This window comes from Mycobacterium sp. HM-7, assembly GCF_053852335.1.
In genome coordinates, this window is the sequence record NZ_CM132657.1 from 5,577,149 (window position 1) to 5,591,966 (window position 14,818).

6 protein-coding genes are annotated in these 14,818 nt (G+C 68.4%); 2 read left to right on the forward strand and 4 right to left on the reverse strand.

Annotated features, from left to right (window positions below; all coding sequences use genetic code 11):
• Nucleotides 1-112: 112 nt before the first annotated feature.
• Nucleotides 113-640 carry a chorismate--pyruvate lyase family protein gene (locus ACWW1C_RS26995; protein WP_455981111.1) on the forward strand — a complete coding sequence of 176 codons (528 nt, stop codon included), beginning with the start codon at nucleotides 113-115 and terminating at the stop codon, nucleotides 638-640.
• Complete coding sequence (locus ACWW1C_RS27000) at nucleotides 637-9,888, forward strand: SDR family NAD(P)-dependent oxidoreductase (protein ID WP_455981112.1); 9,252 nt, start codon at nucleotides 637-639, stop codon at nucleotides 9,886-9,888. Before ACWW1C_RS26995 ends, ACWW1C_RS27000 begins: the two co-directional genes overlap by 4 nt.
• On the opposite strand, the gene ACWW1C_RS27005 is transcribed toward ACWW1C_RS27000, so the two are convergent.
• Genes ACWW1C_RS27005 through ACWW1C_RS27020 form a run of 4 tightly spaced genes read right to left on the reverse strand, consistent with a single transcriptional unit; the run spans nucleotide 9,882 to nucleotide 14,793 of the window.
• Nucleotides 9,882-10,781, reverse strand: a complete 900-nt coding sequence (locus ACWW1C_RS27005; protein WP_455981113.1) for a metal-dependent hydrolase — start codon at nucleotides 10,779-10,781, stop codon at nucleotides 9,882-9,884. The genes ACWW1C_RS27000 and ACWW1C_RS27005 overlap by 7 nt on opposite strands.
• Before the next feature lie 34 nt (nucleotides 10,782-10,815).
• Entirely contained in the window at nucleotides 10,816-11,556 is a 741-nt protein-coding gene (locus ACWW1C_RS27010) for a GAP family protein (RefSeq protein WP_455981114.1), read from the reverse strand.
• Between the two features lie 31 nt (nucleotides 11,557-11,587).
• On the reverse strand, nucleotides 11,588-13,471 hold the full coding sequence (locus tag ACWW1C_RS27015; protein ID WP_455981115.1) for a propionyl-CoA synthetase: 1,884 nt from the start codon (nucleotides 13,469-13,471) through the stop codon (nucleotides 11,588-11,590).
• A complete protein-coding gene (locus tag ACWW1C_RS27020) occupies nucleotides 13,468-14,793 on the reverse strand; it encodes an aspartate aminotransferase family protein (protein ID WP_455981116.1) in 1,326 nt (441 codons plus the stop codon). Before ACWW1C_RS27020 ends, ACWW1C_RS27015 begins: the two co-directional genes overlap by 4 nt.
• Between the last annotated feature and the right edge of the window lie 25 nt (nucleotides 14,794-14,818).

Genomic DNA, 14,818 nt, shown 5'->3' on the forward strand with positions numbered 1-14,818 from the left:
GAGTTCACCATGCGCTGCCCACGGTCGTGGAGGATCATGAACCGCACGGTTCGTCGCGTCGCGCGAGCCTGCGGCACGTTGGGTATTGGCGTCTTCGAATAGGAACGGCCATATGACTGAGTGCTTCCTTGCCGGTGAAGAAATTCACCAGCTCAATCGGGACCTGCGGATACTCATTGCAACAAACGGCACCCTCACCCGGATTCTCGGTGTCGTCACTGGAGAAGACATCGTCGTGCACATTGTCGAGCAGCAGATTCACGAGCGCGAAATCGTGTCGAACCAGCTGCCCGACAGCCGAATTCTGCAACGTCGTGTCCTGCTCACCGGCGGCGTGTCGGGGCGTCGCTTCGTCGGGGCGGAGTCACTCATCGGCATCGATCTGCTTCCTCCGACAATCGCGGCAGACCTGACGAGCACCAATGCGCCCATCGGCGAGATCATGGCCGCCAGCCGCCTCGAGACGTTCAAGGAGCCGGCCGACATCTGGGTGGCGGAATCACCCGATTGGCTCACCGCCGCAACGGATCAGGCCCCGCAACCGCGGACCGTCAGCCGGCGGTACCGCATCATCATCGAAGGGCAGCCCGTCATCGTCATCACCGAGTACTTCCTCGATTTCGAGACGACGGCCCCATGACGCTGCCGAATGGAAACCTGGCAGAGCTGTTGGCCAAGCGGGCCGCGGAAGCAGGCTGGCGGGACCGACCCGCCTACCGCGGGCCGCACCCCGTCACCCACGGTCAAATCCACGACGGCGCAGCATGTTTGGGAACCGTGTTGCGGCGCCGGGGCCTGTCCGCCGGCGATCGGGTCCTGTTGTGCCTTCCGGATTCGCCCGAACTCGTACAGCTGATGCTGGCATGCCTCGGCCGTGGCATCGTGGTCTTCCTGGCCAACCCCGAGCTCAACCGCCGCGACCACAGTTTCGCCGAAAACGACACCGAGCCCGCGCTTGTCATCACGACCGGCGCACTCCGCGACCGGTTTGGGGAGGCCACCGTCGCCGACGCCGCAGAGCTGGTTGCCGAAGCCGCCCATGCCGAGCCGGCCGGCTATGCGCAGCTGGCCGCCGACGCTCCTGCCTACGCCACCTATACATCCGGCACGACGGGTGCGCCGAAAGCCGCCATCCACCGGCACTCCGACGTGTGGGCCTACGTCGAAGCGATGTGCGACCGGGCGTTGCAGCTCACTGCCCAGGACACCGGACTGTGCAGCGCGCCCATGTATTTCGCGTACGGGCTGGGTAACTCCGTCTGGTTCCCGCTTGCCACAGGCAGCTCCGCGGTCATCGTCAAACGACCAGTAACCGCCGAAGCGACAGCGGAGCTGAGTGCGACCTTCGGCGCTTCGGTGCTCTACGGCGTGCCAACGCTTTTCGCGCGCATTGCCGAAGCCTGCTCCCCCGACTCGTTCCGTGCGCTTCGCTGCGTGGTCTCGGCGGGCGAGGCTCTCGACGTCCGGCTCGCCGAGCGGATGACGGATTTCTTCGGCGGCATCCCGATACTCGACGGAATCGGTTCAACCGAGGTCGGGCAGACGTTCGTGTCGAACACCGTCGAGGAGTGGCGACCCGGGACCATAGGAAAAGTTCTGCCGCCCTACGAAATTCGTGTCACCACGCCGCAGGGCACGACGGCGGGTCCCGGCGTTGCGGGAAACCTCTGGGTCCGCGGCCCGTCGATATCGCCGGGGTATTGGCGTCGCCCGGCCGACCTGCGAGATGGCGACTGGCTCGACACGCGGGACAGGGTGTCCGTCGACAGCGACGGCTGGGTGACCTACCACTGCCGCGTGGACGACACCGAGATCATCGGCGGCGTCAACGTCAATCCGCGGGACATCGAGCGCCTCCTCACCGAGGACGAGAGAGTCGCCCACGCGGCCGTCGTCGCGGTGACGGAGTCACCCGGCGTCTCGGCGCTGCAGGCATTCCTGGTCCCGGCCGAGCACACGGTCATCGACGAGTCTGTCATGCGAGACCTTCACCAGCGCTTGATTTTTCAGCTGTCCGCCGTCCAGGTGCCGCACCGATTCACCGTGGTCGAGCAGCTCCCACGCACTCCGACCGGCAAGCTCGTCCGTGCTGCGCTTCGCGCCGAAAGCCCGGCGCCGCCGATCTGGGACCGCCCCGCCGAGCCGCCACCGGAGACACCCGAGACGCCGGAGCCCACGCGCGAACGGACCCCGAACAATGTGACGCTCAGCGGGCGGCTCGCCGTCCTGCGGCAGGAACAGCACCGCCTCGTGGCGGACACGGTGTGCGCCGAGGTCGCGAAGATGCTGGGGCTGGCCGACCCACACTCACTGAACCGGGAACTCGCGTTCTCGGAGCTCGGCTTCGATTCGAAGATGACGGTCGAACTCCGCAATCGGCTGACAGCGGTTACCGGACTGCACCTTTCGGACACCGTCGGCTGGGATTACGGCTCCATCGCACAACTGGCCCGACATGTGGAAGCTCAACTGTCTTCCGGCAACAGCACGACCACACCGGCCCCGTCCACGGCGGTTGACGAGCCGATCGCCATCGTCGGCATGGGCTGCCGGTTCCCCGGCGGGGTGGATACGCCGCAAGCGCTGTGGGAGATGGTCGCGGGCGCCCGGGATGTGGTGTCGGAGTTCCCCACCGACCGCGGTTGGGATGTTCGCGGCTTGTTCGACCCGGATCCCGATGCGGCAGGCAAGACCTATACCCGCTGGGGTGGCTTTCTCGCGGATGTGGCCGGCTTCGACGCCGGCTTCTTCGGCATCGGGCCAAGCGAGGCACGGACGATGGACCCGCAACAGCGGTTGCTGCTCGAATGCTCGTGGGAAGCCTTGGAACAGGCCGGGATTGACCCGGTCTCGTTGCAGGGTTCCGCCACCGGGGTGTTCACCGGAATCTTCGCACAGCGCTACGGCGCCGCCGGCACTGACCGGCTGGAAGGCTATGGGCTGACGGGGTCGGCGTTGAGCGTGGCCTCGGGCCGCGTGGCATATGTGTTGGGGCTACAGGGACCCGCGGTGTCGGTGGATACCGCATGCTCGTCGTCGTTGGTGTCCCTGCACTGGGCCGTGCAGTCGCTGCGCTCGGGCGAGTGCGATCTGGCCCTGGCCGGCGGCGTGACGGTGATGACGTCGCCGGAAACCTTCATCGGGTTCAGCAGGCAGCGGGGTCTGGCCCCTGATGGGCGGTGCAAGGCTTTCGCGGGTGCCGCCGACGGGACGGCATGGGGTGAGGGTGCCGGCGTCCTGGCGCTGGAGCGGTTGTCGGATGCCCAGCGATCGGGGCATCCGGTGCTGGCGGTCGTGCGCGGCAGCGCCGTCAACCAGGACGGCGCCTCCAATGGCCTGACCGCGCCCAACGGGCCGTCCCAGCAGCGGGTGATCCGGTCCGCCCTGGCCGCCGCAAGGCTGACGGCGGCCGACGTGGATGTGGTCGAGGGCCACGGGACGGGCACCACGTTGGGCGATCCCATTGAAGCACAAGCACTTTTGGCCGCCTACGGACAGGAGCGGCCGGCCGACCGGCCGTTGTGGATGGGTTCGATCAAGTCGAACATGGGTCATACCCAGGCCGCGGCCGGGGTGGCTGGGGTGATCAAGATGGTGCAGGCGATGCGCCACGGCGTGATGCCGGCGACGCTGCACGTCGACGCCCCCTCCCCGCGCGTCGATTGGGACCGCGGTGCCGTGTCGGTGCTGACGGAGGCCCGGCCCTGGCCAGTCGAGGGGCGCCCACGCCGGGCGGCCGTGTCGTCGTTCGGGATCAGCGGCACCAACGCCCATGTGGTCTTGGAGCAGGGCCCGCAGGACGAACCGGAAAGCGCCCAGCCGGCGAACCCGAACGGCCCGCTGCCGTGGGTCATTTCGGCCAAAACAGGTGAGGCGCTGACCGCACAGGCCGCCCGGTTGTCGGCACACCTGCGCGCCCATCCACGGCTCGAGCCTGTCGACGTGGGATACACGCTGGCACGGCGCTCGACGTTCGAGCACCGTGCGGTGGTGCTGGGCAGCGATCGTCAGACGCTCACCGAGGCACTGGCCGCCTTGGCCGACGGCGAGCCGGACGCGGCAGCCGTGACCGGCCGCGCGGGCCAGGTGGGAAAGTCGGTGGTCGTGTTTCCCGGGCAGGGCTCGCAATGCCTCGGGATGGGCAGGCAGCTGTATGACCGACTGCCGTTGTTCGCCAGGGCTTTTGACGACGTGGCCGACGAGCTTGACCGGCATCTGCGGTTGCCGCTGCGTGAGGTTCTGTGGGGCTCCGACAGCGGTCTGCTCGACAGCACCGAATTCGCGCAGCCGGCGCTGTTCGCGGTGGAAGTGTCGTTGTTCGCGGTGCTGCGCAGCTGGGGCATGACCCCGGACTTCGTGATGGGCCATTCGGTTGGCGAGTTCTCGGCGGCGTACGTCGCGGGCGTGCTCACGCTGCCCGACGCCGCGCTGCTGGTTGCCGCCAGGGGACGCCTGATGCAGGCGCTGCCGCCGGGGGGTGCGATGACCGCGGTGAGTGCCGCCGAAGACACAATGACGCCGCTGCTGGCCGAGGGCGCGGTCATCGCGGCGATCAATGCGCCGGAGTCGGTGGTGCTTTCGGGGCCGCAGAGCGCTGTGCACTCGACCGCTGACCGGCTGGCCGCCCACGGCCACCGGGTACACCCGCTGGCGGTCTCGCATGCCTTCCACTCACCGCTGATGGAGCCGATGCTCGACGAGTTCGCGCAGATCGCAGCTCGGGTCGAGCCGCGGCGGCCCCAGATTCCGCTGATCTCGAACGTGACGGCCCAATCAGTGGACGTAGACGGCGATTTCGGCTCGGCGCGGTACTGGGTCGAGCACATTCGGCGCCCTGTGCGTTTCGCCGACAGCATCCAGACCCTGCAGACACATGGCGCGACCCACTTCATCGAGGTCGGCCCGGGTAGCGGGCTGACAGCCTCCATCGAACAGTCACTGCCGGCGGCCGATCCCGTCACGGTGGCGCTGCTGGGTAAAGGCCGGCCGGAGGTGGCGGCACTGCTGCAGGGGGCGGCTCGGTTGTTCACCACCGGTATGCCGGTGGAGTGGCCGGCGGTGTTCGCCGGATCGGGTGGCCGCCGGATCGAGTTGCCCACGTACGCCTTTCAGCGACGGCGCTTCTGGACGATGCCGACCGCAGCCGGGCCCGACGGCACCGCGGCCCTGGGTCTGAATGCCACACATCATCCGCTGTTGAGCGCAGTGGTCGAGCGGCCCGATTCCGGCGGGGTGGTCTTGACCGGGCGGCTGTCGCCGGCAGATCAACCGTGGCTCGCCGATCACCAGGTCGGTGGCGTGATGTTGTTTCCCGGGACCGGGTTCGTGGAATTGGCGCTCCGCGCCGGCGCGGAGGTGGGTTGCGGCGCCATCGAGGAATTGGTGCTGGCCGCGCCCCTGGTCCTGGACGAGGAGGCCGCGACCCAACTTCAGGTGGTGGTGAGCGCCGCCGCGGAGTCGGGCAGCCGGTCCGTCTCGGTGTACTCACGGAAAGATGAGCCCGAAGCCGAGTGGCTGGTGCACGCCGAGGGCACGCTGACGCCCACCGCCGCAGCGCATTCCGGAGATCTGACGCAGTGGCCGCCGCCCGGTGCGGAAAGCGTGGACCTGTCCGGCGCCTATGCGCGGCTGGCCGACCGCAGCTACGAGTACGGGCCGGCATTCCAGGGTCTGGTCGCGCTCTGGCGCCGCGGTCCGGAGCTCTTCGCCGAGGTGGCGGCGCCCGACGAGGCCGGTGTGGTCGACACGATGGGCATCCATCCGGCTGTGCTGGATGCGGTGCTGCATGCCGCAGGCCTCGCCATCGACACCGCCCAGACGATGTTGCCGTTCTGCTGGCGGGGGGTGGCCCTGCATGCCGGCGGCGCAGCGCGGGTGCGGGCCCGCATCACCGTGCTGGGGCACGACGAGCTGTCGGTGGACGTCGTCGACAACGCCGGTTCGCCGGTGCTGACGGTGCGCTCGCTGACCACCCGTCCGATCACCAACGACGGTGCCGGTCACGGTCCGCTGGAAGTGGTGTGGACGCCGATAACGCTGCACCACAACGCAATCGACCACGATCAGGTGGTCGTCTGGGAATGCGCATCGGCGGATGACGACGTGGTGGGTGCGGTGCACGAGGCCACCCGCGCCGCCCTCGAGGTGTTGCAGGACTGGCTGACCGAGGATCGGGCGGGCCCGCTGGTGGTGTCGACCCGCGGCGCGGTGGGATTGCCCGGCGAGGACGTCCGCGATCTGGCGGCCGCGGCGGTGTGGGGTCTGGTGCGCTCGGCGCAGGCCGAAAACCCCGGCCGGATCCTGCTTCTCGACACGGATGGCACGCTGGACGCGGCGGCGCTGGCCGATACCGGCGAGCCGCAACTGGTGGTGCGAGCCGGCAAGGCGTACGCCGCCCGGCTGGCCTCGGCCCCAGCGCTTTTGGCTCCGCCGGCGGGTGCGTGGCGGTTGGCCGTCGGCGGTGACGGAACGCTGGAGAATCTCGTCATCCGGGGCTGCCCCGAGGTGGAGGCACCGCTGCAGACCGGTCAGGTGCGGGTGGCGGTGACGGCGGTCGGGGTCAACTTCCGCGACGTGATGGCGGCACTCGGCATGTATCCCGGTCAGGCTCCGGTGCTGGGCGCCGAGGGCGCCGGTGTGGTGGTCGAGACCGGCCCGGACGTAACAGGGCTGGCAGTCGGTGATGCCGTGATGGGTCTGCTGGCCGGCACGGGCCCGCTCGCGGTGGCCGACCAGCAGTTGCTGACCACGGTGCCGGAGGGCTGGTCGCTCGAGCAGGCAGCGGGCGTGTCGGTGGCATTCCTGACGGCCCTGTACGCGTTGTCGGATCTGGCCGGGCTCTGCGCCGGGGAATCGGTGCTGGTGCACGCCGGTACCGGCGGGGTGGGCATGGCGGCGGTGCAGCTGGCCCGCCACCTGGGGGCGGACGTCTTCGTCACCGCCAGCCCCGGCAAGTGGAGCACGTTGCGCGCCATGGGTTTTGACGACGACCACATCGGCGATTCCCGAACCCTCGACTTCGAGGGCAAATTCCTGGCCGTCACCGAGGGCCGCGGCGTCGACGTCGTGCTCGACTCGCTGGCCGGTGAGTTCGTGGACGCGTCGCTCAGGTTGCTGGCCCGCGGTGGTCGCTTCATCGAGATGGGCAAGACCGACATTCGCGACGCCGAGTCCGTCGCCGCCCGGTATCCCGGTGTTCGGTATCAGGCCTTCGATCTCTCCGAGGCCGCACCGCAACGGATGCAGGCGATGCTGTGCGAGTTGACCAAGCTCTTCGAAACCGAGCGGCTTCAGCCACTGCCCGTCACCACATGGGACGTCCGCTGCGCCGTGGAGGCCTACCGGTTCATCAGCCAGGCGCGCCACATCGGCAAGGTGGTGCTGACGATGCCGACGGCGCTGCGCGATCGGCTGTCCGACGGCACGCTGTTGATCACCGGCGCCACCGGAATGGTCGGCGCGGAACTGGCCCGCCACCTGGTGAGCGCGTACAGCGTGCGGCACCTGGTGCTGGCCAGCCGGCGTGGGGACCGCGCCGAAGGGGCGGCCGCGCTGGCCGCCGAACTGGAAAGTGCCGGCGCCCGCGTGGAATTGGTGGCCTGCGACGTGGCCGACCCGGACGCTGTCACGACGATGGTGGCGCAATTGGCGCAGCGCTGCCCGCCGCTGCGCGGAGTGATCCACGCCGCCGGGGTGCTCGACGACGCGGTGCTCGGCTCGCTGACCCCCGAGCGGCTGGCAACAGTGTTGCGCGCCAAAGTCGACGCGGCCTGGAACCTGCATGAGGCCACCCGTGATCTGGATTTGTCGATGTTCGTGTTGTGTTCGTCGATCGCCGCCACGATGGGCTCACCGGGCCAGGGCAATTACGCGGCCGCCAACGCTTTCCTGGACGGTTTCGCCGCCTACCGCAGAGCCATGGGCCTGCCCGGCACGTCCCTCGTGTGGGGCCTGTGGGAACAGTCCAGTGGGATGACGGCACATCTGAGCGACCGCGACCTGGCGAGGATCGGCAGCAGCGGGCTGGTGCCGATGACGCCTGAGCAGGCACTGAAACTGTTCGACGACGCCTTGACGATCGGCCACCCCGTCACGGTGGCCGCCCGCCTGGACCGGGCAGCACTGAACACCAAGGCCCGCAACGGAAATCTGCCGGCGTTGTTCAGCGGGCTCATCCGCAGCCCCCGGCGACGCGACCCCGTCAGCCCCACCGGGTCGACGTCGGCACTGACCCAGCGGCTCACCGGATTGGCGCGCGACGAGCAACATGCGCTGCTGGCCGAGACGGTGTGTGCGCAAGCGGCGGCGGTTCTGGGCCATCCCACGCCCGACGACATCGACCGCGATGCCACATTCGAGGATCTCGGCTTCGACTCCCTGACCGCTGTCGAACTGCGCAACCGCCTCAAAACCGTTACCGGCCTGGCTCTGCCACCCACTCTGATCTTCGACCACCCCAGCCCCGGCGCGCTCGCCACCCACCTGGCCGGCTCGCTCACCGACGCCACTGCGCCCGCGGTAACTCCCGTCGACTCGCGTGCCGGAGAACCGGTGGACGACAGGCTGGCCTACCTGGACCAGGCCGCGTTCCTGGCGCTGCGCGCGAGCCACGGCACGAGACTGCAGATGACCTGGATCTACGACCGGGCCGTCAATATCGAGGCGTTGCAGCGGTTTCACCACAACCTCGGACACGGACTGCTGGGCCGCAGGATCGAGCGGTCGTCAGTGCCGTTCGCGCGCGATCGCTGGGTCCTGTCTCCGTCGGCACCGGACATCGACTTCGCCGTGACGGCCCGGCCGCGCGCCGACGTGAGCGCCTGGTCCGACGAACGCGCACGTCTGCCCCTCGATCCCGAGTTGGGTCCGGGCTGGCATCTCGGAGTGCTCCCTCTCGAGGGCGGCGCCACCGCGGTGACCCTCGTGGCGTCGCACCTGATCGTCGACGCCATCGCCTTCGGGCAGGCGGTCGCCGACGCTGTCGAGGGCAGGACGCATAACCTGGGCTATCTGCCCCCGATGTCACGCCCCCGGCGCCGCGCGCTGCGTGAGGACCTGCGGCAGACGGTCCAGGATCTGCCCGACATGGCGCACGCCGTGGCCGCGGTGGCTCGCATGGCGCGGCGCGAACGGGGTGAGCTCCGACCGCCGCCCAAGGCAGCACCCGCGCCGCGACGCAGGGCCGACGCCGATCAGACGGTCGACGTACCCGGTCTCACCGCACAGGTCGACCTGGACGAATGGGATAAGCGCGCGAAACGCCTTGGTGGGGGCAGTAACTCGCTCATGGCCGGCATCGCTTGCCGGCTCGCGGTGGTGGCGGGGCGCGTGCAGGACGACGGCACCGTCACCCTGCGTTTCGTGCTGTCGCGGCGCACCGAGGGCGACACCCGCGCCAATGCGCTGACGAGCGCCGACGTCGTGGTCGACCCCACGCACGTGGCCAAGGACCTCAGCGAGATCCGCGCCAAGATCACGCGCGCCACCCTCGAGACCATCGAGAACCCCGACGACGAGGCCCTGGCACCGACAGCGCTGGCGGCGATAACGCCGAAGTGGGCGGTCAGGAAGTTCGGCGCGCTGGCGGCTGGTGGCGCCATCCTCCCGGTCACCTGCTCCAATGTCGGCGACGCGCCGCCGGCGGTGAACCGGCCCGACGGCACCGACGCCGCTTACCTGTCCATGCGGTCGATCGAACCCGACATCACGAAGGGGCTGCTCGAGGCCATGGGCGGCCAGCTGTTCCTGTCCTCGAGCCGGGTGGCAGGGAAGATGTCGATCCGGCTGTCCGCCTATCTGCCGGGCCACCCCAATACCCGAGAAGCATTGCGCGACATGGTGTCACGCACCCTCACCGAATTCGGGATCGACGCGCAGATCGACTACTGACCGGCCGCCTCGGCCCGTTCCCGGGCCGCGCGCGCCACCGGCGAGTACTCCAGGTAGTCCAGCGCCATCTGCGTGGACGCCTCCGCGCTCGGGTGATAACCGGGCCGGATGTAGCGCAGTGGCACCGTGACCATGAGGAGCCACGGACCCGGCACCCGGTACTCCCGGGAGGCCCGCAACCAGTCCCGCAAGCGCGGCTTGGCCGTGATGGTCGGGTCTTTTTCCATCAGATAGCGAATTCCCCGGTACCACGTGAACAGGAACCCGGGCGCGGTGAGCAGCATGGTCACCGCCCGCATGACGTAGTTGCCGCACAGGTGCTGGTAGATGTCGAACACCAGCGCACGGTGTTCGATTTCCTCGGCGCCGTGCCAGCGGAGCAGATCGAGCATGGTCGGATCGGCGCCGGCGTAGTCGAGGCCACGGTTCTGGATGGTCCACTGTCCCAATGCCGCATTGAACGGTTCCAGCGCCGCGGCGACCGCGAGGCGCTGGTACAGCGACCACCGCTGCAGCACCCGTGGCAGTCGCGACTGCTTGTCGCCCACCGCGGGCAGTTCCTCATGCATGGTGCCGGTGAACGGCGTGCTGTCGATGCCCTGCTCGGCCAGATGCGCAAGCACCATCTGGTGCGCCTGGGCGTGCCAGCCCTCCTGCTGCACAAACGGCTTGATCGCGGCTTTCATCTCCGGGTCGTCGACCAGCGGTTCGGCCTCATTGACGACCTGGATGAACCAGCGCTCGCCTGCCGGCAGCATCAGATGCAGCACGTTCAGCATGTGGGTGGAGAACGGATCTCCGGGCACCCAGTGCAGCGGCGTGTCCGACCAGTCGAAGCGGACCTTTCGGCGATGGGTCGGATATCCGTCGTGGTGGACCTCGTGATCAGTCATCCAGACTCTTTTCCCAGTTGGAGCCGGTTCAACCCTACGCCAACAACCCCGTGCCCTGCGCGACGAACGCCAGTCCGACGAGCGTCACGATCGCCACCACGATCTGCTGCCGGTACCCGCCGACCCAGTCGTGCACTTTCCGCAGTGCCGCTTGGGTTTTCGACGGCGTGATGACGTTGCAGAGCAACACCACCTCGACGACGGCGAGGCTCACCACGATGAATACCAGCGCGACGCCGATCTGTGTCCCGATCGCGGCGCCCGACGCCAAGATCGTCGTCAGGGCGAACAGCACAAGCGACGGGTTCGGACCGGCCCAGAAGCCGATCACTGCCGCGACCCACAGCGCCCCGCTCTCCCAGGCTCTTTGCGCGCGCCCCAGCAATCCACCGCGTGGCGGCGCGTCGGGGTCGCGCTGCAACAACTTCGAGATGGGTGAGACGTCCGGATCCGGTGCGCGCCGGCGCATCACCATCCGCACCGCCGTCACCGCCGCGATGACCAGCAGCAGCACACCGACGAACACCTGCAGGTGCCGCATCGTCGCACTCGCGGTGGTGCGCGGGTTGGCCAGATCGTGCACCCACGCCAGGTCGGTGAAGTGCAGCGCAAGCAGCGGAAGCATCAGCAGCATGATGCTCGCGGTCACGCAGCCGACCCAGTACACCAGCAGGTTCTGCGCCGGGCGCGGGCGGGAGATCAGCAACAGGTTGACGCCGAGGCGCACCGGATCGAACGCGATCGGCAGTGCCAGCACCGCCACAGAACCCCACATTGCCGCCAACTTACCCGGCCCCGCGGGATCGCTAGGAAGGCCGCAGCACCGGGATGAGTGCGTCGATCACCGAACTGTCCTCAATGGTGGACGGGACGACGAAGTCGACGCCTTCGGCGATCTGCCGCATGGTCTTTCGCAGGATCTTGCCCGACCGGGTCTTGGGCAGCGCGCCGACGACGGTGACGTCGCGGAAGGTGGCGACCGCGCCGATCTGGTCGCGGACCATCGCGGCGAGTTCCTGCTGCAGCACTCCGTGGTCCATGTCCTGGCCCGACTTGAGTACGACGTAGCCGCTGGGGCGCTGCCCCTTGAGGTCGTCGTGGATACCGATGACGGCACACTCGGCGACAGCCCGGTGACCGGCGATCACGGCTTCGATACTTCCGGTCGAAAGCCGGTGCCCCGCAACGTTGATCACGTCGTCGGTGCGGCCCAGCACCGTCAGGTAACCGTCGTCGTCGACGTAGCCGAAGTCACCCGTCAGGTAGTGGCCGGGGAACGCGGACAGGTACGACTGCACGAAGCCCTTGTCGTTCTGCCACAACCCGGCGAGGGTGCCGGGTGGCAGTGGCAGCTTGATGACGATGTTGCCTTCGACGCCGGCCGCGACCTGGTTTCCGGAGGCGTCGACGATGCCGACGCGGTAGCCGGGCACCGGCACGGTCGGTGATCCGGCCTTGATGGGCATGGGTTCGAGCCCGCGCAGGTTCGCGCAGATGGCCCAGCCGGTTTCGGTCTGCCACCAGTGGTCGATGACGGGGCAGTGCAACTTCTCCGATGCCCATTCGTAGGTGTCGGGGTCCAGGCGCTCACCGGCGACGAACAGCGTGCGTAGCGTCGAAATGTCATGGCCCGCAAGCATCGACGCATCGGGATCGGCTTTCCGGATGGCGCGCAGCGCAGTCGGCGCGGTGAACAGCGCTTCGACGCCGTGCTGTTCGATGACCCGCCAGAACGCGCCGGCGTCGGGGGTGCCGACGGGCTTGCCTTCGTAGAGCACCGTGGTGGCGCCGGCGATCAGCGGCCCGTAGACGATGTAGGAGCTGCCGACGACCCACCCGATGTCGGAGGCGGTCCACATCACCTGGCCGGCGCTGATGTCGTAGACGTTCTTCATGGACCAGGCCAGCGCGACGGCGTGCCCACCGTTGTCGCGCACGACGCCTTTGGGCCGCCCGGTCGTGCCGGAGGTGTAGAGGATGTAAAGGGGGTCGGTGGCGGCCACCGGCACCGGAGCGACGGGCTCGGCGCCGGCCACCAGTTCGTCCCAGTCGAGGTAGCCCGGGTAGTCGGTGGCGTCGCCGGCGATCTCACCGCGGTTCTTGACGATCACCGTGGCCGGCGCGGCAGCGGTCAGCGCCAGCGCCTTGGCGACGGCAGGCAGGTATTCGACGGTGCGCCCTGGTTCCAGACCGCCGGAGGCGGTCAGCAGCGCCACGGGCTGCGCGTCGTCGATGCGGGCCGCGAGCTCATTGGCGGCGAAGCCGCCGAAGACGACCGAATGCACGGCGCCGATGCGCGCGCAGGCCAGCATCGCGATGACGGCCTCGGGGATCATCGGCATATAGATCACGACGCGGTCGCCCTTGGTGACGCCTTGTGCCGCAAGCACTCCGGCGAACCGGGACACCCGGTCGAGCAGTTCGGCGTAGGTGAAGGACTGTTGTACGCCGACCATCGCCGAGTCGTAGATCAGCGCGGTGCGGTCCCCGTTGCCGGCCTCGACGTGCCGGTCCAGGGCGTTGTAACAGGTGTTGAGCTGCCCGTCGGGAAACCAGCGGTAATGCGGCGCCGCGGACTCGTCGAGTGCCCGGGTCGGTGCGACGGTCCAGTCGATGGCCGCGGCGGCGGCCAGCCAGAAGTCGTCGGGCTGCTCGGCCGCGGCCTCGAACGCCTCGCGATAGGCGCTCACCCGAGCTCCTTGACGACACCGGAGAACACCGTCATGAACCAGTCCAGGTCCGACATCGAGAAGACAAGAGGAGGGCGCACTTTGAGGATGTTGCCATGTCCGCCGCAGACAGAGATCAGAACGCGGTTTTCCCGCATCATGTCCACGACACGCTGCGCCTGGGCCCGGTCGTGCTGCTTGGTCGCCGGATCGGTGACGATCTCGATTCCGGTGTAGAGACCAGCGCCACGGATGTCGCCGAGGAACGGATACTCCGCAGCCAAGGTACGGAGTTCGGATCGCCATTGATCGCCCACGGCGACGGCGTGTTCGGCGAGCCCGTCCCCCTGGATGACGTCGAGGACCGCCTGCGCGGCCGCCATCGACACCGGGTTTCCGCCAAAGGTGTTGAAGTACGGGGTTTCCCGCGCGAAGGCATCGAGAATCTCCGGACGCGCGGCCATCGCCGCAACGGGAATGCCGTTGCCCATGGGCTTGCCCATCGTCACCAGGTCCGGCACGACGCCGTGCCGCTGGAAGCCCCACATCGCCTCGCCGGTCCGCGAGAAGCCGGGCTGCACCTCGTCGGCGATGAACACGCCGCCCGCGCGGTGAACCACCTCGACAGTGGGCCCCAGCACCGACGGATCGACGTAGATGCCATCGGAGGAGAAGATCGAATCCAGCAGCAGCGCACTGAATTTGTGGCCGTGCCGTTCGAGGTCGGCGATCGCCGAGCTGACCTGCTCGGCGAACCAGCGCCCCAGGTCGGCCGGATCGATGCGATACGAGTCCGGAGCCGGCACCGTGCGGACGTTGGTGCCCAGCGGCACACCGACGCCCAGCGAGGGCGACATCGCCGAGATCAGCGCGCTGTTCCCGTGGTACGCCTCCTCGGTGACGATCACCCCGGTGCCGCCGCTGTACTGCTCGGCGACCCGGACGGCCAGATCGTTGGCCTCTGATCCCGTGCAGGTGTACATGATCGACGAGATCTCGGCCGGGAACGTGGCGAGCAGCTGCTCGGAGTAGTCGAGGATGCCGCCGTGCAGATAACGCGTGTGGGTGTTCAGCTCCGACATCTGGCGCGTCACGGCCTCGACGACCCGCGGGTTGCAGTGCCCGACGCTGGCGACGTTGTTGTAGGCGTCGAGGTACTTGTTGCCGTCGGCGTCGTAGAGGTGCGCTCCGGAACCTTTGACCAGATGGACCGGCCGGTTGTAGAACAGCCGGTACGACGGACCCAGCGTCGATCGCCGCTTCTCGACCATGGCATCGGTGGTGGGGTCGAGTTCTCCCCCGCCGGTGTAGCTGTTGGAGTCCATGATTGTGGAGAAAGCCATGTTCGTTGTCCTTGCGATAGAAAGC